Here is a 22830-nt window from a genome sequence, read left to right as displayed (position 1 = left end):
CCGGCGCCTCGGGGAGGCCAGATCAGATTCCGGTCTGGCGTTCGCGGATTTCCGCCAGGGTCTTGCAGTCGATGCAGAGCGTCGCGGTCGGACGGGCCTCCAGGCGGCGGGTGCCAATCTCGACGCCGCACTGGTCGCAGAAGCCGTAGTCGTCCTTGTCGATGCGATCGATGGTCTGGTCAATTTTCTTGATCAGCTTGCGCTCCCGATCGCGGGTCCGCAGCTCCAGACTGAATTCCTCTTCCTGAGTGGCCCGGTCACTGGGATCGGCGTAGTTGGCCGCGTCTTCCTGCATGTGATGCATGGTACGGTCAACCTCTTCCATCAGCTCCTGCTTCCACTTGAGCAGAAGCTGACGGAAGTGCTCCAGCATGTCCTCACTCATGTACTCCTCGCCTTTCTTCATCTCGTAAGGCGTGAAGTTGGTGAATCTTTCGCGGGCTTTCTCTTCAATATTCGGCATAGAAACCAGCCTCTTCTCTAAACTTCAAGGAGGCTCCGACCACCGCGGGTCCGGAGGCCTGGCCTTAAGGGCATGGCGGCTGCCGTAGCAGTCACCCCGGATTCCTGTCACCCGTCCCGGCCTTTTTGCCTGAGTATTCAGCGTAGCATCTTTTGACGGGTGCCTTCGCCCCTTGCCTCAGGCCGGCGGCGGGACTCAATGAATCTGCGGAAAATAGCAGATTCAATGGGGCCGCGCCAGTCCCGTGAGCCGGTCGTGCCAACGGTGTCGTCGGCTGGCTAAACCGGTATGATAGGTTGCTGATTTTAAATGGATCCGGGTAGGTCGGGCTGGCTGCAGACAGGCCGCGGAGCCGTCGCCGGACCGTTCAGGAGTATAGACCGATGGAATTTTCCGCGCCGTTGATCGAAGGGCGGCTGATCAAACGTTACAAGCGCTTCCTGGCGGACGTGACCCTGGGCGATGGCCAGGTGGTGACGGCCCATTGCCCCAACACGGGCTCCATGCTGGGGTGCGCCAGGCCTGACAGCCGGGTCTGGCTGACCCACAGTGACGATCCCAAACGCAAGCTTAAGTACACCTGGGAACTGGTGGAGGTGGCGCAGGAAACGCTGGCGCTGATCAACACCAGCCGGCCCAACCGACAGGTCCAGTCGGCTATCGAGGCGGGGCGGATCGATGATCTGGCCGGTTATACGGCGGTGCGTAGCGAAGTGCGTTACGGCAGCGAGAAAAGCCGGATCGATCTGCACCTGTCCGGCCATGCCAATCGGCCCGATGCCTGGGTGGAAGTCAAGAACGTGACCCTGGGTGAAGACGGGCGGGGCTACTTCCCGGACGCCGTGACGACCCGCGGCCAGAAGCACCTGCGGGAGCTCATGGCCCAGGCCGCGGCCGGCGAGCGCGCCGTGCTGTTTTTCTGCGTCAATCACACCGGCGTGGACAGCGTGGCTCCGGCGGATCACATCGATCCGGAATATGGCCGGCTGTTGCGTGAAGCCGCCGGCAGAGGGGTGGAGATCATGGCTTGGCGGGCCGCCCTCAGCCCCACCTCGCTGGCGCTGGAGACGCCATTGCCGGTGGTGCTCGACTGAGCTCAGGCGATATCGATCACCAGCTTTCCGTCGCGCCTTGCCACGGGCAGCGGGGTGAGCGTGTCGCCGGCACAGGGACCGGTGATGCAGTGGCCGTCATCCACGGTAAACAGCGCGTTGTGGTTGGCGCACTGGATAAAACACCGGTCCGGATCCATAAACTGATCCGGCAGCCAGTTGAGGGCGATGCCCAGGTGAGGACAAGCATTGCGGTAGGCATAGACCTGCCCGCGATGGCGGATCACGAAAGCGCTGTGGGATTCGCCGGGCAGGTCGAACTGGCGGCATTCGTTGTCCGCCAGGTCGTCGGGCAGGGTGAGGGTTGCCGTCATGCCTATTTGGTGATGTTGTAGCGCATGCGCGTGCCGTGGTTCAGCGACATGACGATCTCGTCCGCGTGCAGTGCGATCGGGAACAGGCAGCCGGATATCTTGGCACCGGCGATGCTGGCGCCTTCCAGGTTGGCGTTGCTGAAGTCGATGCCGCGCAGGTCGGCCCCACGGAAGTAGGCGTGGCTCAGGTCGAGCCCATCGACGTCGATACCTCGCAGATCCAGGCCGCGGAAGTCTCCGTGCGAGAAGCTGGGGTAGTTGTCCAGGCCAGCCTTGGCTTCGTTGAACGCCTGGATGTTCTCGTTGCGCAGGGTCTGGTAGAGCGGGTGATCCAGCACGCGTACGTTGTCTTCCATGGAGCCGACTCCTGTCTCATGGGATTGTCATCAGTGTAGTGTCGCCTGCCGCCTAGGCGAGCGCAAAATGGCTGCGGATGCGGTCGGCGAGACTCTCGGCGACCTGGTCCTCTTCCGTATGCACGTGGACGGTGTGGCCCTTTTCATCCTCGGCCAGCGGTTCCAGCCAGCTCATCTGCTCGTCGAGCAGGGCTTCGGTCGCTTCGGAGGCATCGTTGCTGCGGGCCCGGATCCACTTGCGGCGCAGGGCCTCGGGTGCCTGGCAATCAATCAGCGCGAACGGCATGCCCAGCTCGGCCGCCAGCTCGTTGAAGCGCGCCCGTTCCGCGTGCTTGAGGCAGGCGGCGTCGACGATGACCGGGCATCCCGATAGCAGCAGTTCATGCGCCAGGGCGGCGAGACGGTCATAGGTCTTCCGGGTGGACTCGGCGCTGTAGATGTCGGTGCCGACGCCAGAGCCGCTCCTGGCCAGCGGATCCAGGCCATGCAGGCGCTTGCGCTCCACGTCCGAGCGCAGTCGGACCAGGCCCAGCTCCCGCGCCAGGGCGCCACTGACCACCGTCTTGCCGCTGCCGGACAGGCCGGTCGTGGCCAGCAGGTAGGGGTTGGGGCAGGCGCCGTAGCTGTCGGCCAGTTGCGCATAGGTGCGGAACGTATCCAGCAGGCCGGCCTTCTGGGCCTCGCTGAGCCCGTCGTTGCCCCGGGTGAGCAGGGCGATCTTGGCGCGCACCATCGCCCGGTAGGCCTTGTAGAGCGGCAGCAGGGGCAGGGCATCGAAGTCGCCGCTGTATTCGAGGTAGGTGTTCAGGACATCCATGGCCAGGCGGTTTTCGCCACGGGACTCCAGATCCATGAGCAGGAAGGCGATGTCATTGATCACATCGATCCAGCGGAACGGTTCGTTGAACTCGATGCAGTCGAAGACCGTGACCTCACCCTCGTAGAAGGTGATGTTGGACAGGTGCAGGTCGCCGTGGCATTCGCGCACGTACCCGTCGGCCCGGCGCTGGGCGATCCGGTCTTCCAGGCGATTGAAGGTGGTGCGGGTCCAGGCTTCCAGCTCATCCACCTGTTTCAGCAGCTCCGGATCGTCCAGCAGCGGGCGCACCTGGTCGAAATTCTCCTGCATCGCCGCGTAGACCGCCTCCGGTGTGCCCAGGGGCTTGTCGTCCGGCACCCGCGGCAGCTCCCGGTGGAACTCGGCCACCTGGCGTGCCAGGTCCTTCATCGCGTCGCTGGTGAGGTTGCCCTTTTCCTGGATGGCGTCGAGCAGGTTGGCCTGGTCGAACTGGCGCATGCGGATGGCGTACTCGAACGGCTCGCCGTCACCACCCAGGGCGGGATCGTCTGCGCTACCGGTAATGGGGACGACGGCTTCATACAGATCCGGCGCCAGACGACGGTTGAGGCGGATCTCCTCCTCGCAGAAATGCCTGCGGCGATCCAGGGATGAAAAGTCGAGAAAGCCAAAGTCCATCGGTTTCTTGATCTTGTAGGCGTAGGGGCCGGTGAGGATGACCCAGGAAATGTGGGTTTCCAGGACCTTGAACTCGTCCACCGGATGGTCATAGCGGGCGGGATCCTGAAGGGCACGGATCAGGTCATTGCTCACGGGTCTCTCCTTGGCATCGGGTAGGCTTTGACGTGTCGCCGCCTATGATAGCGTCCCAGTCCCCAAATGACAGTGGGCGATTCACAGAAAGCCACGGCGCAAACCGGACATGGCGGCCCGGATCTGCCAACAACGCCCTGTATTACAGTTTCACAACCTGTGGTCTTCCCGTGAGGCGGTCTGGTTATAATGCGCGCCATGGCCAAATCATCCCCGAAAAACCGCAGTCGCGGTAAAAGTAAGAAAAATCAACGTAAATCCCCGGAAAAGCAGGGTTTCCGCGCCCGGTTCTGGCGTGTTTTCTGGCGCCTGGGACTGGTGGGGCTCGTGGTGCTGGCGGGCTGGACGGTTTACCTGGACGCTGTGGTGACCTCGAAATTCGAGGGACGCCGCTGGGAAATTCCCTCGCGGGTCTACGCCCGCCCGCTGGAGCTCTACGATGGCGCCGCCGTGACCACGGTGGGGCTGGGTAACGAACTGTCGCAACTGGGCTATACGCCGGTCCGCTCGGCCCGGGAACCGGGCACCTACAGCCGTAACGGTCGTACGTTCGAAATCTACACCCGCGCGTTCCGTTTCTCCGATGGCGAGGAGCCGGCCCGCCGGCTGCGATTCAGTATCAGCGGCGATCGCGTCCAGCAGTTCCGGGTGACGGCAGGGCCGGATTCGCCGGTGGTGCGCCTGGAGCCGATACAGATCGGCGGGATCTATCCGGCCCACAAGGAAGACCGCATCCTGATCAAGCTGTCCGATGCCCCGGACTATTTCGTGCCGGCGCTGCTGGCCACGGAAGATCGCGACTTCTACGAACACTGGGGGATCGCGCCGCTGTCGATTGCACGCGCCATGTGGGCCAACCTCCGGGCCGGCCATGTGGTGCAGGGGGGCAGCACGCTGACCCAGCAACTGGTCAAGAACCTCTATCTCAGCCGCGAGCAGACGCTGGTGCGCAAGGGCAACGAGGCCATCATGGCCATGCTGCTGGAATTGCACTACGACAAGCCGGAAATCCTCCAGACCTATCTCAACGAGGTGTACCTGGGGCAGGCGGGCTCGCGTTCCATCAATGGTTTCGGGCTGGCCAGCCAGTTCTATTTCGGGGAGTCGTTCAGTCACCTGGACCTGCATGAAGTGGCCTTGCTGGTGGCGATCATCAAGGGGCCCAGCTACTACGATCCGCGTCGCCACCCACAGCGGGCGCTGGCGCGCCGAAACCTCGTCCTGGACCTGCTGGCGCAGACCGGCAAGGTACCGGCGGACAAGATTGCCGAAGCCAAACAGCGCGGCCTGGATGTGGTCAACAAGCCGTCCTACAGCAACGCCCGCTACCCGGCCTACCTGGACCTGGTGCGCCGTCACCTGGCCCGGGAGTACAAGGACGAGGACCTGAAGAGCGCCGGCCTGCGGATCTTTACCACCCTGAATCCGGAGATCCAGCGCATCACCGAGCAGTCCGTGCGCAAGACGCTGGATCGGCTCGATGGCGGCGGCAAGGACAAGACACTGGAGTCGGCGGCGGTTGTCACCTCGCGGGACAGTGGCGAGGTGTTGGCGCTGGTGGGCGGTCGGGAGCCCAAGTTTGCCGGGTTCAACCGGGCGGTTGATGCGCGCCGGCCGATCGGTTCGCTGATCAAGCCATTCATTTACCTGACGGCCCTGAGCCATCCGGACAAGTACACGCTGATCACGCCGGTCAAGGATGAGCCTTTCACGCTGGTATTCGACGACGGCCGCCGCTGGTCGCCGGAGAACTACGAGCACGAATCCCACGGCCTGGTGCCGTTGCACCGGGCGCTGGCCAAGTCCTACAACCTGGCCACAGTCCGGGTGGGGCTGGATGTCGGCGTCGACGAGGTGATCGACAACCTGCACAAGCTGGGGCTTGATTCGCCGGTCCAGAGCTACCCGTCGATGCTGCTGGGGGCGATCAACCTGTCGCCGGTCGAGGTGGCGTCGATGTACCAGGGGCTGGCCACGTCCGGTTTCAACACGCCGCTGCGCACCATCCGCGAGGTGATGACCGCCGACGGCAGGATCCTGTCCCGTTACGGGCTGGAAGTGGATCAGGTGGTCGACCCGGCGGCGGTTCATCTGGTGCAGTATGCGATGCAGGAGGTAATGCGTGAGGGAACCGGCCGTTCCGCCTACCGTTACCTGCCTTCCGACCTGGGGCTGGCAGGCAAGACCGGCACCACCAACGACGGCCGTGACAGCTGGTTTGCCGGCTTCAGCGGCGACCTGGTGACGGTGGCCTGGGTCGGTCGGGACGACAACGGCCCGACCAGCCTGACCGGCGCCACCGGGGCCTTGCCGGTGTGGGCCAACATCATGTCCCGGATTCCCCAGTATGGGTTCTCACCCGTCGTGCCGAGTGATGTAAAGTATGAATGGGTGGACGGAAAACAGCAGGCGCTGACCAGTGAATCCTGTGACAACGCGCGGTTCGTGCCCTTTATCGTCGGCAGCGAGCCCAAAGATACGGTGAATTGCTCCGGAGACCTGACGCGTCAGGTCCGGAGCTGGTTTGAAGGACTCTTTCAATGATGCATAAACGTCTGCTCCCCGGCCTGTGCCTGGGTATGACCTTGCTGGCAGGCTGCGCCAGCGGGCCGGGTGGCCCCATCTATGTGCCGGCTGGACAGTCACAGGATGAGGCGCCTCCGCCGCCGGCGGCCAACGAACCGGAAACCGCGCCGCGGGCGTCGGAGCAGCCGCAGCCGCCGGCCGAGCCCCGTAAGCCGGCGCCGAGCTACCAGGACCAGAGCGAAGCCATGTCTCCGGCCGCCGCCAGCCTGGTCCGGAAAGCGGACGTGATGCTGGCGGAGGGCGATACCCGGGCGGCGATCAGCCAGCTCGAGCGGGCCCAGCGGATTTCACCGCGCTCCAGCAAGGTCTATTTCAAGCTGGCCTACGCCTACAAGGCGGAAAACCAGTTGGGCAAGGCCGAGCAGTTTGCCCTGAAAGGGCTGTCCCTGGCCGGTTCGGATACCGGACTCCAGCGTACCGGCTGGCACATGCTGGCGGACATCCGCCGGGCCTCCGGTAACGTGGCGGGTGCCGAGCAGGCCGAGGCCCGGGCGGCCGCACTGTAGGCATCCCGCCGGATGGATCCGTCCGGCACGTTTGGGGCTAAGGGGGGGGGATGCACAAGCGGAAGTGGCTCTTTGTGGCCATGGCAACGGCCCTGGCGGGCCTGGGTGGCTGTGAATGGGAATTCGGCACCATCGGCTCCGACAAGGAAGGCTCCCTGACGCTGAAGCTGGCCGATGCGCCGGTGGATGACCTGACGGCGGTCGTCATTACCGTCAAGGGCGTCGAGCTCAAACCATCGGACGGCGACAGCTTCACCGTCGACTTCGACAACCCGCAGCCGATCAACCTGCTGGATCTGCAGAACGGTGACGTGGAAACCCTGCTCAATGACGAGAGTGTGCCGGCGGACAGCTATGAATGGGTCCGCCTGATCCTGAGCCAGCAGAGCAGCGACCAGTACGCCACCGGCGATAACGGCGGCACCTACGGACTGGTCATCCCTTCCGGCGACCAGTCCGGCCTCAAGGTTAACGCGGGGTTCAGCGTGGCCGACAACAAGTCGGTGTCCATGACCCTGGATTTCGATGTCCGCAAATCCGTGGTGGCCCCGACGCTCAATCCGTCCACCTATTTCCTGAAACCGGTCCTGCGCCTGGTTGACGACGACAATGTCGGTTCCATCTCCGGAACGGTCGACGAGTCGACCATTCTCCAGACACACTGCACCAGCGTTGGTGACTTTGCCGGATTGGTGTATGTCTACGAAGGGGCGGACGTGGAGCCCGACGACCTGGGGGGCGCAACGGAACCGGTGGCGGCAGTGCCGGTCACCGACCGGATTAATCCGGGCACCTTTCGCTACAAGGCGTCGCTGCTCAATGAAGGGGATTACACGGTGAGTTACAGCTGCGGCAAGGATGATGTCGAGGCGAACGAGTCCCTGTCCTTCCTCGATCCGGTGAATGTGGAGGTCGAGGCCGGTGATGATACCGACCTCGATCTGGAGTAGTTATCGCTATACTTAGGGGCTGACGAAATCAACCGTGGTAGTTTCGCCGGCGGCGACGGTGGCGTTCTGGGTACCGTAGAACGTGATGTCCTCGTCGACTTCATTGCCGTCCGCGTCCTGGTCTTCGATATCGCAGGAGTAACTCACGGTGTAGTTACCTTCCGGAAGGAAGGCAGCGGTGTAGGTCTTGTCAGCGGATGAAGCATCAACGGGGACACTGACCAAGGGTTCATTGTCACTGCCGTAGTCGTCCACCGTGGCATCCTCACCGGTGTAAATGTAGACGTTACCCGCGTAAACGCTCGGGCCCATCTCGGTTGGGTTATCAGCACATGCGATTGAGACCAGTGTGCTGTCAATCGAACCTGAGATCTTGCCCACTTCGGAATTGTCCGTCAGGCGCAGTGTTGGGCGCAGGATGTACTCGTTGCCGCTCTTCTCGGTCAGTGACTTCCTGACATCAAAGTCGATGGTGAAGTTGACGACGCCACCCGCCGGGACGGTGAAGCCGGACGTTTGCAGCCCGCGCTGCTGGCCGGACGGCACTGTCAGCGGATGCTCGCCGCCTCCATCCGGGACGACAGAGAAGTTATCGATGGTATCGTCGGCCAGTTCAAGACGCATCCAGCTGTAGTCGCCCGCGACCACTTCCTCGTCGGTAACGAGCTGCTGGATGTCGCCATTCTGGAGGTCGAGAAGGTTGATGTGGGCCGGCTCATCAAGCGTGAATGTACGGCGCTCACCGCCATCACCTGCGGGCTGCAGCACCAAGCCAGTGACCGTGACGTTGACTTCCTGGACCGAATCGACGGGAGCATCCGTCATGCCGACCGACACCGTCCCGGTAGCTGCCTCGTCACTGCCACCATCGCCACCGCAGGCTGCCAGCGCGGCCGTCATGGCGGTGATCGCGAAACCCTGTAAGAACTTCTTTTTCATTGGATTTCTCCCTCTCACCATTCGATGTTGTTATGCGTCGCAACGGCGGGTCATCTGTGGACTGGCTCGATATACCCGTCATTACGTTACTTTCCTATTTGTAACGCATGCGACATTACGGGAGTTCCGTCCCCAAAATTACGATCGTTTAACAACAGCGTCTACGTTTGAAATAACGAGAGGGATTCCGTCGGGAGGGAAGGAAACCGGCAGCCACCCGGTGCTGCCGGTCCGGGCGGGTCAGAGGCCCGCGTTTTTCAGACGGTTGGCCTGTTGCCGGTAGACCGTCTTGGGATCGGTTTCGAACAGGCTGTGCAGACCCAGGGCCTGGTTTACCTCGTCCAGGTGATTCATGAAGTAATAATCGCGGATGACCTTGCCGAAGTGGTTGCTGCAGCGACCGACCAGGCCGTCATTGGCTGTGGTGCCGAAGGCGGCCGCGGTCACCAGCAGCAGGGCGTCGGATGGATCCAGCGCGTTGGTCAGGTGGCCGGTGCCACCCCAGGAATAGAAGCGCATGCCATTGGCGCTGTAGGCCCCTTCGCCGCACGCCGATGTGGGAATGCCGGCCGGCGCGAACGCATTGAACTCGGCACTGCCCTCCGTCGACAGGGAGGCCACGCTGGCACTGAAGTCCTGGTCATAGCCGCCACCGGACAGCAGGTCGATCAGCCCGCCCAGCGCATTGGCCAGTCCGGCCACCGGACCCTCGATCGGCGAGCCGGTGATCAGGTCCGCGACAGCCGAGCCCTTATGGGGAGACCCCACCGTCGTGACCGAGGCCACCAGGTCCGGACGGACACGGGCCACGTAGCGGGCAGTGGGGCCGCCGTGGCTGTGGCCGATCAGGTTGACCTTGCCATACACCGCGGCGATCGCCTCGATCTGCGGCAGCAGCGCTTCGCCGCGCTCGATGGAGGTGTCCAGCGCCGGAACCTGGGTGAGGAAGACCTTGGCACCGTTGTCGCTCAGGTCTTCGGGAATGCCGTACCAGTAGTCATAGCCGGCGATGTCGTCAAACCCGAACATGCCGTGGACCAGGACGATGGGGTAGCGTGTCTTCGCGTAGTCGGAGGGCGTGGTGTCCCACCACCAGGCCGCAGCCGGCATGGACCACGCCAGCACACCCGCCAGGGTGAACAGCTTCAGCCAGTGTTTCATTGTCGTCGTTCCTACCGTTTGATTGTTGTTGTCTTTGTTCCGGGATCGTTCCCGTCCCGGGCGGACGGGAACGATCGGGTCAAACTACGGACGGTCTCTGTCCGGCCGCGCAGGGACAATGGCCGGAAGCCGTTGATACCCGCTGATCGCGTGGAGAGACAGTCGCAGACTGCTTTGACGGACACCGTCAGTATTCAGCAAAGAAAGTCGTCATGCTTGGGCGGGGCAGGCCCGGGAGGCGGGGATGTGATGCAGGTCGCTTAACTGGCCCGGTGTGACAAGGTTGAAGGTGGCCGGCGGGACCGGCCACCCTGCGGGTTACAGTGTTTCCATGACCTTGCGGGCGGCGGTCAGGGTGTGCTCGATATCCTCGTCACTCATCGCCGCACTGGTGAAGCCGGCTTCGAAGGCCGAGGGCGCCAGGTAGACGCCTTCCTTGAGCATGCCGTTGAAGAAGCGACCGAAGCGTTCCGCGTCGCAGCGCATGACATCCTCGAATGAGTTCACCTGGTTCTGGTCGGTAAAGAAGAAACCGAACATGGCGCCGGCACTCTGTACGACGAGCGGCACGCCGGCGGCATTGGCCGCGCGCTTGAAGCCATCCCGCACGGTGTTGGTCTTCTCGGTCAGGCGATCGTGGAAGCCGGGTTCGGAAATGGCCTCCAGCGTGGTCAGTCCGGCCCGCATCGCCAGTGGGTTCCCTGACAGGGTGCCGGCCTGGTAGACCGGGCCCAGCGGCGAAATGTGGGACATGATGTCGCGTTTGCCGCCGAAGGCACCCACGGGCAGGCCGCCACCAATCACCTTGCCCAGCGCGGTCAGGTCCGGCGTCACGCCGAAACGTTCCTGGGCGCCGCCCAGCGAGACGCGGAAGCCGGTCATGACCTCGTCGAAAATCAGCACGCTGCCGTGTTGATCGCAGACGTTGCGCAGCCCTTCCAGGAAGCCCGGGACCGGCGGAATGCAGTTCATGTTGCCGGCCACCGGCTCGACGATGACCGCGGCAATTTCGTCGCCCATTTCGGCGAACACCCTGCGCACGCTCTCGATGTCGTTGAACGGCACCGTCAGGGTGTGCTCGGCCAGGCTGGCGGGAATGCCAGGGGAGTTGGGCACGCCAAGGGTCAGCGCACCGGAACCGGCCTTGACCAGCAGCGAGTCCACGTGCCCGTGATAGCAGCCTTCAAACTTCACGATCTTGTCGCGGCCGGTGTAGCCGCGGGCCAAGCGAATGGTGCTCATGGTGGCTTCGGTGCCGGAATTGACCATCCGTACCAGGTCGATGGACGGCACCAGTTCGCAGATTTTCTTGGCCATGGCGGTTTCGATGGCCGTCGGCGCGCCGTAGCCCACGCCCACGTCGATCTGGGCATGCAGGGCATCGATCACCCGCTGGTCGCGATGGCCGAGAATCATGGGTCCCCAGGAGCCGATAAAGTCGATGTAGCGGTTATCGTCCTCGTCGTAGAGGTAGGCGCCCTTGGCGGTCTTGATAAAGATCGGGGTGCCGCCGACACCCTTGAACGCACGCACCGGCGAGTTGACGCCGCCGGGGATGTACTGCTGGGCGTTTTCAAAGAGGGTTTCGGACTGGGTCATCAGGAAAGCTCCTGTTCGGTGGTCTTGGCAAAAAGATCGGTAAAGGCTCGGGCGCGGGCTTCGATGTCGTCGGTGCCAAACAGGCCGCCGATGACGGCCAGCAGGTCCGCGCCATTGGCAATCAGTAACGGGGCATTTTCCAGGCTGACGCCGCCGATGGCACTCAGGGGAAGTCCCAACGACTGCGCCCGTTGCAGGATGTCCGGCGTTGCGGCCGGTGCCCCGGGCTTGGTCATCGACGGGAAAAAGCGGCCAAAGGCCAGGTAGTCGGCGCCGGCGTCGCGGGCGGCCCGGGCCAGTTCCAGGCTGGCGTGGCAGGTCTTGCCGAGTATGGCCTCCGGGCCGAGCAGGCTTCGGGCTTCGGCCAGGTTGCCGTCTTCCTGGCCGAGATGCGCGCCAGCAGCGCCCACCCGCTTTGCCAGGGCGGCGTCATCATTGATGAGCAGGGGAACCTGATTGTCGGTGCAGAGGCTGACCAGATCCCGCGCACGGGCCAGGCGCTCGGTTTCCGTGGCCTCTTTGTCGCGGTACTGGACCAGGACCGCGCCGCCGCGGATGGCGGCCTCGACGGCCGGTACCAGTCGATCACCGGGTAACAGGTCGGGATCGGTGATGGCGTAGAGGCCCGGCCGCAGCGCATCCCTTGGGCTCATGAGGACACCATCGCCACACTGCGATCCGGCACCGGCTGGCCCTTGCCTACTGTCAACGCCTGGTCGATGGCCCGGGCCACAAGATACTGGGATCGTTCAATGGCATCCTCCAGTGGCAGGCCCTTGGCACGACCGGCGGCGATGCCGGCCGCCAAGGTGCAGCCGGACCCGTGGTATTCACCACCCAGCCGGTCAATGCGCCATTCCTGTGTATCGGTGCCGGTGCGGAACAGCCGGTTGATGATCTGTGGCCCGGTGCCGTGGCCGCCGGTCGCCAGAACCGCAGGGCAGCCGGCTTCCAATAGCCGTCTGGCGGCGGCTTCGGTGTCGTCGTCATGGCCGAGCTGGGCCAGTTCGATGCCGTTGGGGGTAATGACGTCAGCGAGCGGGAACAGGCCCTCGGTCATGGCCTGGACCAGGTGGTCGTCCGCCAGGTCGCCACCGCCGGCCGCCTTGATCACCGGATCGACGATCAGCGGGATGTCCTGGCGGCACTGCATGAAGTCCACCAGCACATCGACGATCGCCGCGCTGCCCAGCGCACCGGTTTTCACCGCGTGGATCGGTACATCCCCGGCCAGGCAATCCAACTGCTGGCGGATCAGGGCCGGATCGATGGCTTCGGCGCCGTAGACATTACGGGTGTCCTGGACCGTCAGGCAACTGATCACCGGCAACGGGTGGCAGCCCAGCGCGGTAACGGCCTGGATGTCCGCCTGGATGCCGGCACCGCCGGACGGATCGAGGCCCGAGAGGATGAGTACGTGAGGGCGTTGGTGCATAACGTGACCTGTCTTTCCCAGAGGATCAGAAGGGTTTGACGGTGACCAGGATCACCACGGCGACCAGGATCAGCACGGGCAGCTCGTTGAACCAGCGATAGAACACGTGGCTTCGCTGGTTGGCATCGTCCCGGAAAACCCTGACCAGATGGCCGCAATAGAAGTGATAGACCACCAGCAACGCGACCAGCGCCAGTTTCGCATGGAGCCAGGCCTGGCTTAAATAGGTCGAAGGGCTGTAGCTGACCAGCCACAGGCCGAGCACGATGGTCGCAACCATCGACGGTGTGCCGATCCCGCGGTACAGCTTGCGCTCCATGATCTTGAAGCGTTCCCGGCCGGCCTCATCCTCGCAGCTGGCGTGGTAGACGAACAGGCGGGGCAGATAGAAGATGGCCGCGAACCAGCACACCACCGCGATGATGTGGAAGGCTTTAACCCAGAGCATGAAAGCTTATTCCTTACGGTATTGGTAGTAGTGTTCGATTTCCGATTTCAGCACGACACCGATGATCCGCTGGATCATGGGTGCCACGTGACGCTGCACGTAGAGCGCTTCGGCCCGGGTATCGTTGAACTGGGCCATCGCTTCCTCGAGGGTTGCCTGGTATGGAATGGGGGCCAGGTCCCGCCGGTTGGCCGGAATTTCCATCAGGTCGATCTCGGGGGCCTTCTCGGGATCCTCCGGATCCGGCTGCAGCACCTCGGCATGATCCTCCAGGTAGCGGGCGAGGTCCACTGAAGGCAGAAGGGCCGTGGGCCCGTTCTGGCCATCAACCACCAGCCAGCGGGGCTCCGCCTTGAGGATCTCCCGGGCCGTCTCGGGGCCGATGCGACGCTGCACGCGGCGCAGGCTGCGTTCCATAATGGCGCCCACGGACACCCGCCGCAATGCCTGGATGACGGGGGAGTTCTGGTAGCTCAGTCCCTGGCTCTTGAGGACCGACAGGAAGATCGAGCGCTGCCCGAATACCTCGCTGGCCACCAGGCTGGAGACCGTGACGATCAGCATGCCGGGCAGGATGATGTTGGGATTGCGGGTGAGTTCGATCAGCGCCATCAGTGCGGCCAGGGGCGCCTGCAGGACCGAGCCCATCATCGCTCCCATGCCCAGCATGGCGTAGAACCCGGTGCTGGAGGCGACGTCCGGCGCCACCGCGGCGCCCACCAGACCCATGGCGCCGCCCAGGGTCGCGCCGATAAAGATCGTCGGGCCGATCAATCCGCTGGGCATGCCCAGGCCGATGGTGATCGCCGTAATGACCAGCTTGGTCAGCGCGATGGCGAGCAGCAGCAGGAGCGGAATCTGGTCATGGATCGTCTCGCTGACGGTGTCATAGCCAATGCCCATGATCTCCGGTACCAGAATCGCCGCCGGCACCATGAGCAGGCCCGCCACCGCCATGCGCAGCAATATCGGCTTGTCGTTGAAACGGGTGGACAGCACCAGCAGCCGGACGAACCCCGCCGAGGCCACCCCGATCACCACGGCAATCACCAGGATCCAGGGAATTTCCAGCAGGGAGTTCATGGTCAGCGGCGGTACCGTGAATGCCGGGGCCGAGCCGTAGACCGCCTGGGTGACGACGCCGGCGCTCACTGAAGCCAGGATCACCGGAGTAAAGCCGGCGATGGAGTATTCCATCATTACCACCTCCATGGCGAAGATCACCCCAGCGATCGGCGTGTTGAAGGAGGCGGAGATAGCCGCCGCGCAGCCGCAGGCCACCAGGGTGCGGATGCTGTTGTTGGGTAGCTTCATCCATTGGCCCAGCAGGCTGGAGAAGGCCGCCCCCAGGTGTACCGCCGGACCTTCCCGGCCGGAGGACTGACCCGAAACCACGGTGCCCACGCCGAAAATGAACTGGACGATGGCGCTGCGCAGGGAAATGTAGCCTTGGTGATAGTTGAGGCGTTCCATCACATAGGTCACGCCCACCTTGCGATCGGAAATGACCAGGCGGTGCATCAACAGGCCCAGCAGCAGGGCACCGCAAAGTGGCAGCAGGCCGCGGGCGAGCAGGTCGAGACTCTCGAACGATTCGTTGTGGCCGCCGGGCAGGAATTCGGCCAGCGGCCATTCGATGGCCAGGCGGAACAGCAGGATAACGAGGCCGGTGACGATGCCGGAAAGCAATCCGAGGATGGCGAGCTGGGGCAGCGCATCAACGCCCGACAAGCGTCTACGGAACATGGGAATCAGCTCGTCGACGATGCGTTGCCTCAGTTTGCTCATGCGTGGGGATGCCTTTTGTAGGGGCGTCCCGGCTGCCAATGAGGCCTTCCTGTTCGGGTTGTGGGAGTGGCTGGCGGGCGCCGGGTGCCGTGCGTATGTCAAACGTAACAATGACTTATTGTATTGTAATTGGCGCTACATAGCGTGCCAAAAGCCTGACCAATATCATGTTAGACTGTCGACCGATTCAAGAAGGGCGCCCCGACCCGGGGGCAGCGAGGAGGACAGCACATTGATCAAGGTAGGTATTGTCGGCGGGACCGGTTACACCGGTGTGGAACTGCTGCGGATTCTGGCAACCCATCCGGAGGTGGAAGTGGCGATGATTACCTCGCGATCCGAGGCGGGGCAGCCGGTGGCCGACATGTATCCGAACCTGCGCGGCTACTACGATCTGGCCTTCACCGAGCCCGATGAGGCCACCCTTGCCCAGTGCGACCTGGTCTTCTTTGCCACGCCCCATGGCGTTGCGATGCGGATGGTGCCGGGTCTGATTGCGGCCGGCACCCGCGTTGTCGACCTGTCCGCCGATTTCCGGATCCGCGACCTGGACGTCTGGGCCAAATGGTACGGCATGCCCCATGAGTCGGCCGAATGGGCCGGGAGAGCCGTCTACGGACTACCGGAAGTCTTCCGGGAGCAGATTCGCGAGGCGCAGTTGGTGGCCAACCCCGGCTGCTACCCGACAGCTGTCCAGCTTGGCTTCCTGCCGCTGCTGGAAAGTGGTCTGGTCAATCCGGCCCACCTGGTGGCGGATGCCAAGTCCGGGGCCAGCGGCGCTGGCCGCCAGGGCAAGATCGGTATGCTGCACGGCGAGATCGGTGAGAGCTTCAAGGCGTACGGAGCCTCCGGCCATCGGCACCTGCCGGAGATCCGCCAGGGGCTGGAACTGGCCGCCGGCGGCCGGGTCGGTGTGACCTTCGTGCCGCACCTGCTGCCGATGATTCGCGGCATCGAAGCGACGCTATACGCCGAGGTGCGTGACCCGGTGTCCTTCGACACCCTGCAGGGGCTTTTCGAGAAGCGTTATGCGAACGAGCCGTTCGTGGATGTCATGCCTTTCGGGGCGCATCCCGAAACCCGCAGCGTGCGTGGCGCCAACCATTGCCGGATGGCCCTGCACCGCCAGGAAGACAGCCCGGTGATCATCGTCTCCTCGGTGATCGATAACCTGGTGAAGGGCGCGGCCGGGCAGGCCGTCCAGAACATGAACATCATGTTCGGTCTCGAAGAAACGGCGGGGCTGGCGGCGCCGGCCCTGCTGCCGTAACGGGGGCCGGCTTTTGGCTTCCAATCGCAGGAAAAAGGAAGGTGAGTACATTGTCGTCCGCTACCAGCCGGGGCGACGTTTCAAGCGACTGCTGATCCTGCTGGTCGTGAGCCTGGTCTTTGCCGGGGTGGGGTATCTCGCGGGAATGGCCCAGGGTGGCTTCCGCTTTACCACGGAGGCCCGGCCCGGGCCGGATCTGAGTGGCGAGCTGTCGGAGATGCGGACCCGGCAGACGGATCTCCAGCAGCAGTTGATCAACCTGGAGCGCGGTCGCAAGATCGATCAGCAGGCCCTGGCGCAGGCCAGGCACACGATCTCCCGGCTGGAGGACCGGCTCGGTTCGGTCAAGGCGGATCTGACGTTCTACAAGAACATCATGGCGCCGTCGGAATCGGATAACGGGCTGACGATCCAGCGCCTGGAGCTGAATCGCCGCCCGGGTGACCAGGCGGTCCGATTCAAGCTTGTCCTGACGCAGGTCGGCGACAATCGCAGCTATATTGCTGGCGATGTGGCGGTCAATGTCATCGGCGAACAGGAGGGGGAGCGGCAGGTGATCGCCTTACGAGACCTGTCGAAGGATATTGAAAATCTGGGCATCCGGTTCCGTTACCGGTATTTCCAGGATATTGAGGGTGTCATGACGCTACCCAAGGGCTTTGAACCACTGGAGGTCCAGGTGGTGGCAAAAGCCGAGGGGCGCAAGGCGACCCAGACTGAACGAACCTTTGAATGGCAATCGGTAATGGAGAAATAAGACATGCTCGGCAACAAGAAGCAGAAATCGCGTAAGCCAACCACGGGGCATTTCGATACCCTGATTTCCAGCAAGACCGCGATTTCCGGCGATGTCGAATTCTCCGGCGGCCTGCATGTGGATGGCCGCATTCGAGGAAAAGTCATAGCCGAGGAGGGGGGTGCAGCCATCCTGCGGGTATCCGAGATCGGTTCGGTGGAGGGCGACATCGTCGCGCCGCACGTGATCATCAATGGTACCGTGCATGGCGATGTTTATGCGTCCGAGCACCTTGAACTGGCCCAGAAGGCCTCCATTACCGGTAATGTCTATTACAGTCTGATCCAGATGGCGATGGGGGCCGAAGTCAACGGCAACCTGGTCCACCAGAAGGAGCCGGTCGGCCTGCTGCGTCAGTCGCGGGAGGCGCTGGAGGCCAATCCGGCATCGCCGAGCGAAGCCGACGCCGAATCCGAATCCGCGGAGGAGCGGTCTGAATAATTGACTGTTTTAGTCGGGAATTGGATAATCCACCGGTAGCTGGTTTTGTTTAACCCAGGAGGCGACCCTTGAGTGCAGTTCAGGAACAGATAGCCACACCCCTGTTCGTCAGCGACAACGCTGTGGCCAAAGTTCGGGAGCTGGTCGAGGAAGAGGAAAATCCCGATCTGAAGCTTCGTGTCTTTGTGACCGGCGGCGGTTGCTCCGGATTCCAGTATGGCTTTTCCTTCGATGAAGCCCAGGAAGAGGATGACACCATCATCGAGAAGGATGGCGTGACGCTGCTGGTCGATCCGATGAGCTATCAGTACCTGATTGGGGCCACGATCGACTATCAGGAAGGGTTGCAGGGCGCGCAGTTTCTCGTGCAGAACCCCAATGCCACCACAACCTGTGGCTGTGGATCATCGTTCTCGATCTAGAACGGTCGGGTGATTGGAAAAGGCTCGCAGCCCGACGGTTGCGGGCCTTTTTTGTGTTCTAGGCCTGGTAGATTGCCCCCAGGATCCTCTTCCCCCGCGCACCGGTCACGGCCGGCAGGTTGCCGGACTGCTGTTCCAGCGTGCGTTTGGCCAGCCAGGCAAACGCGACGCCCTCGACCCATTGTGGATCTACGCCCAGTTCAGCCGTGGTCTCGACGGCGGCTTCCGGCAGTGCGGTGCGCAGTCGATCCATCAGGAACCGGTTGCGGGCGCCGCCGCCACAGACATAGAACGTCACGTCGCGGGTTTGCGGAAGCTGCATCGCCAGCGAGCGTACCGTCAGCTCGACCAGCGTGCATTGGACATCGTTGGCGGGAACGCCGGTATGGCGCGCAATGACGGTCTCGATCCAGGAGAGATTGAATCGTTCCTTACCGGTACTCTTGGGTGCCGGTCGCTGGAAGTAGGCATCGCTGAGCATGTCGCTCAGCAGCGCCTGGTTTATCTCACCCGTGCTCGCCCAGTGGCCATTGTCGTCATAAGGGCGACCGGTCTGCTTGAGGCACCAGGCGTCGATCAGCGCATTGCCCGGGCCGGTGTCGAATCCCAGCGCCTGATCCGGCTGGGCGTGGGGGAGCCAGGTGATGTTGGCAATGCCGCCGATATTGACGATGCAGCGGTTCGCCCGGTCGTCGCCAAAGAAAGCCCGATGAAAAGCGGGTACCAGGGGCGCGCCCTGACCGCCTGCTGCCAGGTCGCGCCGGCGGAAGTCGGCTACGGTTGTAATGCCGGTGGCTTCGGCGATCAGGTTGGGATCGCCGATCTGCATGGTGAACGGCATTTTGCCCGAGGGCTGGTGCCGGATGGTCTGGCCGTGGCTGCCGATGGCCGCGATGACTGAACGGGGCAGGTCAGTGGCCTCGATAACTCCCTTGGCGGCATCGCCGAATAGGACACCCAGCTCATGGTCCAGTTCGCCGACCTCATCGGGGGTCGACTGGTTCTGACAGGCGCGGGTCAGGCGCTGGCGGAGCGTATCCGAGTAGGGGAGCGAGAAGGTGCCATGGATTTCCACGCAATTACCGGGAAACGACGCCAGCACCGCATCAATTCCATCCATGCTGGTGCCGGACATCAGTCCGATGTAGGCGGGTTCTGTCATCGATTCACTCGCTTTCCGGGCCGAGGGCGATCTGGCGCTCGCCGCGTGCCTCGTTGAGTGCGGTCAGCAGGGTTTGGGTCTGGGCCTGGAAGCGGGCCATCTCTGCCTTGGGAACGGGGCTGGCATCGGGCAGCTTGACGGTGCGCGAATTGCGCGGTTTGCCATTGATCCGGAACTCGTAGTGCAGGTGCGGGCCGGTTGCCAGGCCGGATGAACCCAGGTAGCCGATGGTTTGTCCCTGCTTGACCCGGACGCCGCTGCGTATGCCCTTGGCAATGGCGCGCATGTGGGCGTAGAGCGTTGAAATGTTGTCGCCGTGCTGGATCACCACCGCACGGCCGTACCCGCCTTTCCAGCCCGCAGACACGATACGGCCGTTTCCGGCGGCCTTGATCGGCGTGCCCGGTGGCGCAGCATAGTCCGTGCCTTCGTGCGGGCGAACGACGCCCAGCACCGGGTGCCGGCGCTGTAGGTTGAACGGCGAGGAAACGCGGGCATTGATCGGCGTCCGCAGAATGGCCTTGCGCAGACTGTGGCCATCGGGAGTGTAATAGTCGGTATCACCGTTCTTGTCGGTGTAGCGCAGGGCGACGGTCTCTTTGCCGCGGTTGATGAACTTGGCCGCCAGGATGTCGCCGGTGTCGATCCGCTTGTCGTCCAGGTACAGGTCCTGGTAGAGCACCTCAAACTTGTCCCCCTTGCGGATGTCGTAGACGAAATCGATGTTCCAGCCAAAGATGTCGGCCATCTCCATGGTCAGACGGTCATTGAGGCCGGCGTCGCGGGCAGACAGGTAGAGGGAGTCGTCGATCACGCCGTGGCGGTAGACCGGGCGGGGTTCCGGTTCGCGTTTGAGGATGGTTCCGGTGAAGCCGTCACCCTGGCGTTCGATAAGCAGGGATTCCAGGCGATTCCGGGTCAGCTTCACTTGTTGCAGTTCGCCGTTGCCGTCTTGGGCAAAGCCAATGGACTCACCGGCATAAAGGCGTTCGAGCTGGCTGGCGTCGCCGTCGCCGTGGATAACGGAGAACATCAGGCCGCTGTCGAATCCGGCTTTCTTGAAAAGAGTGGTTAGCGAGTCGCCGCTTTTGATCGTGAAGCGCTGCCACTCCAGTTGAGGTTCAACGCTGGTCTGTGCGGTCGGCGAGGTCTCTTGCGCCGGCGGGTTGGCTTTGGCAATCTCTTTCGGCTCCTCGGTCGGGGCCGAAGTGTCCTGGTGTATAGGTTCGGCTGCCGTTACGGGCGGCGGTGCAGCTTCGGTCTGTTTGACCTCGTCAGGCCTGGCGTCGGCCTGGTTGAGTGAAATCGACGTGCGGCCCGCTTCGGCGGGGTCGCCGGGGCTGGCCATAAAAGCCAAGCCGACAACGGCGCTGAGCGTGCCCGCAGCGATCAGGTGTTTTTTGGGGAATGTTTTGAGCACGTTGAAACCTGTTTTCCCTGACGCAACTGAATGTTGTGCCGAATAGTTAAAGTTAGTCCGAAGTATAGTGCATGCCAAACCGCTGGCAACAGCCTTTGCTGACGGTTCGGGCGGTACAAATCGCGACCGGCGAAAGCAGGGCGAGCTTGATATAATGCGGCGCCCGCGCCGGCCAAAGCGGCAAACACTAGTATGAAATGGCTAAAAACTGAACAGTGTGAACTGTATCAGGTCTGCAGGTAACGCTCTGATGTGTTGTGTTGAGCTTTGTTAAAACCGACTGGTAATAGAGGAAGGATGAATGACCGCAATCGATGATGCCCTGGCGCTGATCAAACGTGGCGTTGACGATCTCCTGCCCGAGGATGAGCTGATCGAGAAGCTCAAGTCCGGCCGTCGTCTGCGTATCAAGGCGGGCTTCGATCCCACGGCGCCGGATCTTCACCTCGGTCACACCGTCCTTATCAATAAGCTGCGCCAGTTCCAGGATCTGGGGCACGAAGTGATTTTCCTGATCGGCGACTTTACCGGCATGATCGGCGACCCGACTGGCAAGAGTGCTACCCGTCCGCCACTGACGCCGGAGCAGGTGTCACAGAATGCCCAGACCTATAAAGAGCAGGTCTTCAAGATTCTGGACCCCGAGAAAACGACCGTGGCCTTTAACTCCACCTGGATGAACAGGATGTCCGCTGCGGACATGATTCGTCTGGCCGGACAGAGTACCGTGGCCCGGATGCTGGAGCGGGACGATTTCTCCAAACGCTATGAGGGGAATCAGCCGATCGCAATCCATGAATTCCTCTACCCGCTGGTGCAGGGCTACGATTCCGTGGCGCTGGAAGCCGATGTCGAACTGGGTGGGACGGACCAGCGCTTTAACCTGGGGATGGGGCGCACGGTCCAGAGCCGATATGGTCAGGAACCGCAGGTCATCCTGACCATGCCGATCCTGGAGGGGCTGGACGGTGTGCAGAAGATGTCCAAGTCGCTGGGTAACTATGTGGGCGTCAACGATTCACCTGGCGAGATGTTCGCCAAGCTCCTGTCGATTCCCGACAACCTGATGTGGCGCTACTTCGAGTTGCTGAGCTTCCGCCCCCTGGCTGAAGTCGGCGAATTCCGCAAGGCCGTGGAAGGTGGTGCTAATCCCCAGGACTACAAGCGAATTCTGGCGGAAGAGATCATTGCCCGCTTCCATGACGAGGAAGCCGCGGAAAATGCACACAAGTCGGCGGGCAACCAGGTTGCTCTCGGTGAAATTCCCGAGAATGTGCCTGAGGTGTCGGTGTCACTGGGAGAGCGGGACAGTATCCATATTGTCTCGCTGCTTCGTGAAGCCGGACTGGCTCAGAACGGTAAGGCCGCCAAAGACGTCTTCGGGCGTGGCGCCGTCTATATCAACGGCGAGCAGCTTAAGGACGAGCGAATGTTCGGGCAAGGCGAGGACTTCGTGATCCAGGCAGGCAAGAAGAAAATTGCCCGGGTTGTGATCGTCGATTGAGTACCGGGACAGGCATCAGCCGGTCGAGTCGGCCAATGGCTGATGATTAGAGAGCGGATTCGCGACTCCGGTCTCTATGGATGTGGAAAAGGCCATGCCCGGTTCGGGCATGGCCTTTTCTTTAGTCAGGTGTATTGAGTTGGCGGAGGGATGACCTCATCTAACAGAGAGTAAGGTGATCGGCTGCGTGACGATGCACCACTGATCCTGGTTGTTTGTTGATCGGGATTGCGGCGTTTCTGGTTGTGGTTTGATCAGTGCGTATCGGAAAACCGAGACGCTGGGAAAAAAGCGTCAAAAAAGGCTTTACAGGCCCGCTGGGGTCTGTAGAATGCGCATCTCTTTCGAGGGGCCCGCCACAGAGGCGGGGCCGAAATCGAAAGGTAACCGATTGTTTTGGTTTGGGATTTCGAGTTTCGGGATTCTTCAGGGCAACGGTTGACAGGGTGGCAAAGCCGTGTAGAATGCGCGCCACCTTGAACGGGCAGCCGGCCCGGTTCGGCGGTTTTCGGAAGTAGCGGAAAGCGCTGAAAAATAACGGTTGAC

23 protein-coding genes are annotated in these 22830 nt (G+C 62.5%); 9 read left to right on the top strand and 14 right to left on the bottom strand.

The window, feature by feature from the left end:
• Positions 1-22: 22 nt before the first annotated feature.
• Positions 23-463 (bottom strand): RNA polymerase-binding protein DksA, encoded by a 441-nt coding sequence (dksA, locus tag EZI54_RS19330; protein ID WP_131483530.1) that lies wholly within the window; start codon positions 461-463, stop codon positions 23-25.
• Positions 464-846: 383 nt separating this feature from the next.
• Here dksA and sfsA point away from each other — a divergent pair, with 383 nt between their 5' ends.
• Positions 847-1557, top strand: coding sequence for a DNA/RNA nuclease SfsA (gene sfsA, locus EZI54_RS19325; RefSeq protein WP_131483529.1), 711 nt, complete (start codon positions 847-849; stop codon positions 1555-1557).
• Between the two features lie 2 nt (positions 1558-1559).
• Here the strand turns inward: sfsA and EZI54_RS19320 are convergent, their stop codons facing one another.
• From EZI54_RS19320 to EZI54_RS19310, 3 genes are read right to left on the bottom strand one after another with little or no spacing between them, the layout of a single operon-like run.
• Positions 1560-1889 carry a Rieske (2Fe-2S) protein gene (locus EZI54_RS19320; RefSeq protein ID WP_131483528.1) on the bottom strand — a complete coding sequence of 110 codons (330 nt, stop codon included), beginning with the start codon at positions 1887-1889 and terminating at the stop codon, positions 1560-1562.
• A gap of 2 nt (positions 1890-1891) precedes the next feature.
• The gene (locus tag EZI54_RS19315; RefSeq protein WP_131483527.1) at positions 1892-2245 is read right to left on the bottom strand and encodes a pentapeptide repeat-containing protein; all 354 of its coding nucleotides are present in this window, start codon (positions 2243-2245) and stop codon (positions 1892-1894) included.
• A 52-nt stretch (positions 2246-2297) separates the two neighbouring features.
• Complete coding sequence (locus tag EZI54_RS19310; RefSeq protein ID WP_131483526.1) at positions 2298-3857, bottom strand: bifunctional aminoglycoside phosphotransferase/ATP-binding protein; 1560 nt, start codon at positions 3855-3857, stop codon at positions 2298-2300.
• Positions 3858-4055: 198 nt separating this feature from the next.
• Between EZI54_RS19310 and mrcB the strand changes: the two genes are divergently transcribed.
• From mrcB to EZI54_RS19295, 3 genes are read left to right on the top strand one after another with little or no spacing between them, the layout of a single operon-like run.
• Positions 4056-6401, top strand: a complete 2346-nt coding sequence (gene mrcB / locus EZI54_RS19305) for a penicillin-binding protein 1B (protein ID WP_242674529.1) — start codon at positions 4056-4058, stop codon at positions 6399-6401.
• Positions 6401-6949 carry a tetratricopeptide repeat protein gene (locus EZI54_RS19300; RefSeq protein WP_131483552.1) on the top strand — a complete coding sequence of 183 codons (549 nt, stop codon included), beginning with the start codon at positions 6401-6403 and terminating at the stop codon, positions 6947-6949. The genes mrcB and EZI54_RS19300 overlap by 1 nt, the downstream gene beginning before the upstream one ends.
• A gap of 50 nt (positions 6950-6999) precedes the next feature.
• Positions 7000-7899 (top strand): DUF4382 domain-containing protein, encoded by a 900-nt coding sequence (locus EZI54_RS19295; protein ID WP_131483524.1) that lies wholly within the window; start codon positions 7000-7002, stop codon positions 7897-7899.
• Between the two features lie 12 nt (positions 7900-7911).
• On the opposite strand, the gene EZI54_RS19290 is transcribed toward EZI54_RS19295, so the two are convergent.
• The 7 genes from EZI54_RS19290 to EZI54_RS19260 form a co-directional block, all read right to left on the bottom strand.
• On the bottom strand, positions 7912-8838 hold the full coding sequence (locus tag EZI54_RS19290; RefSeq protein WP_131483523.1) for a DUF4382 domain-containing protein: 927 nt from the start codon (positions 8836-8838) through the stop codon (positions 7912-7914).
• A 240-nt stretch (positions 8839-9078) separates the two neighbouring features.
• Complete coding sequence (locus EZI54_RS19285) at positions 9079-9999, bottom strand: lipase family alpha/beta hydrolase (RefSeq protein ID WP_131483522.1); 921 nt, start codon at positions 9997-9999, stop codon at positions 9079-9081.
• A 318-nt stretch (positions 10000-10317) separates the two neighbouring features.
• Positions 10318-11598 carry a glutamate-1-semialdehyde 2,1-aminomutase gene (hemL, locus tag EZI54_RS19280; protein ID WP_131483521.1) on the bottom strand — a complete coding sequence of 427 codons (1281 nt, stop codon included), beginning with the start codon at positions 11596-11598 and terminating at the stop codon, positions 10318-10320.
• The gene (gene thiE, locus EZI54_RS19275) at positions 11598-12251 is read right to left on the bottom strand and encodes a thiamine phosphate synthase (RefSeq protein WP_131483520.1); all 654 of its coding nucleotides are present in this window, start codon (positions 12249-12251) and stop codon (positions 11598-11600) included. The genes hemL and thiE overlap by 1 nt, the downstream gene beginning before the upstream one ends.
• The gene (gene thiD / locus EZI54_RS19270) at positions 12248-13033 is read right to left on the bottom strand and encodes a bifunctional hydroxymethylpyrimidine kinase/phosphomethylpyrimidine kinase (RefSeq protein ID WP_131483519.1); all 786 of its coding nucleotides are present in this window, start codon (positions 13031-13033) and stop codon (positions 12248-12250) included. The genes thiE and thiD overlap by 4 nt, the downstream gene beginning before the upstream one ends.
• A gap of 25 nt (positions 13034-13058) precedes the next feature.
• Positions 13059-13481: a protoporphyrinogen oxidase HemJ gene (hemJ, locus tag EZI54_RS19265; protein ID WP_131483518.1), complete on the bottom strand. Its 423-nt coding sequence runs from the start codon at positions 13479-13481 to the stop codon at positions 13059-13061.
• 6 nt (positions 13482-13487) lie between these two features.
• Positions 13488-15269: a chloride channel protein gene (locus tag EZI54_RS19260; protein ID WP_131483517.1), complete on the bottom strand. Its 1782-nt coding sequence runs from the start codon at positions 15267-15269 to the stop codon at positions 13488-13490.
• Between the two features lie 232 nt (positions 15270-15501).
• On the opposite strand from EZI54_RS19260, the gene argC reads away from it, so the two are divergent.
• From argC to erpA, 4 genes are all read left to right on the top strand, one after another.
• Complete coding sequence (gene argC / locus EZI54_RS19255) at positions 15502-16539, top strand: N-acetyl-gamma-glutamyl-phosphate reductase (RefSeq protein ID WP_131483516.1); 1038 nt, start codon at positions 15502-15504, stop codon at positions 16537-16539.
• Between the two features lie 13 nt (positions 16540-16552).
• Positions 16553-17296 carry a DUF6776 family protein gene (locus EZI54_RS19250; RefSeq protein ID WP_131483515.1) on the top strand — a complete coding sequence of 248 codons (744 nt, stop codon included), beginning with the start codon at positions 16553-16555 and terminating at the stop codon, positions 17294-17296.
• Positions 17297-17299: 3 nt separating this feature from the next.
• Positions 17300-17776, top strand: a complete 477-nt coding sequence (locus EZI54_RS19245; RefSeq protein WP_131483514.1) for a bactofilin family protein — start codon at positions 17300-17302, stop codon at positions 17774-17776.
• A gap of 68 nt (positions 17777-17844) precedes the next feature.
• Positions 17845-18198: an iron-sulfur cluster insertion protein ErpA gene (gene erpA, locus EZI54_RS19240; protein ID WP_131483513.1), complete on the top strand. Its 354-nt coding sequence runs from the start codon at positions 17845-17847 to the stop codon at positions 18196-18198.
• A 58-nt stretch (positions 18199-18256) separates the two neighbouring features.
• Here the strand turns inward: erpA and EZI54_RS19235 are convergent, their stop codons facing one another.
• Together EZI54_RS19235 and EZI54_RS19230 are read right to left on the bottom strand one after the other, a co-directional pair.
• Positions 18257-19360 (bottom strand): anhydro-N-acetylmuramic acid kinase, encoded by a 1104-nt coding sequence (locus EZI54_RS19235; protein ID WP_131483511.1) that lies wholly within the window; start codon positions 19358-19360, stop codon positions 18257-18259.
• Between the two features lie 4 nt (positions 19361-19364).
• Positions 19365-20780: an OapA family protein gene (locus tag EZI54_RS19230; protein ID WP_131483510.1), complete on the bottom strand. Its 1416-nt coding sequence runs from the start codon at positions 20778-20780 to the stop codon at positions 19365-19367.
• 301 nt (positions 20781-21081) lie between these two features.
• On the opposite strand from EZI54_RS19230, the gene tyrS reads away from it, so the two are divergent.
• A complete protein-coding gene (gene tyrS / locus EZI54_RS19225; protein WP_131483508.1) occupies positions 21082-22284 on the top strand; it encodes a tyrosine--tRNA ligase in 1203 nt (400 codons plus the stop codon).
• 160 nt (positions 22285-22444) lie between these two features.
• Here the strand turns inward: tyrS and EZI54_RS24875 are convergent.
• Positions 22445-22830: hypothetical protein (locus EZI54_RS24875; protein ID WP_207389276.1), on the bottom strand; the 386-nt coding region annotated here is incomplete at its 5' end.

Source organism: Marinobacter halodurans (assembly GCF_004327985.1).
GTDB lineage: Bacteria > Pseudomonadota > Gammaproteobacteria > Pseudomonadales > Oleiphilaceae > Marinobacter_A > Marinobacter_A halodurans.
Note: the sequence above shows the minus strand (reverse complement) of the source record. Positions and strands in the feature narration are given on the sequence as shown.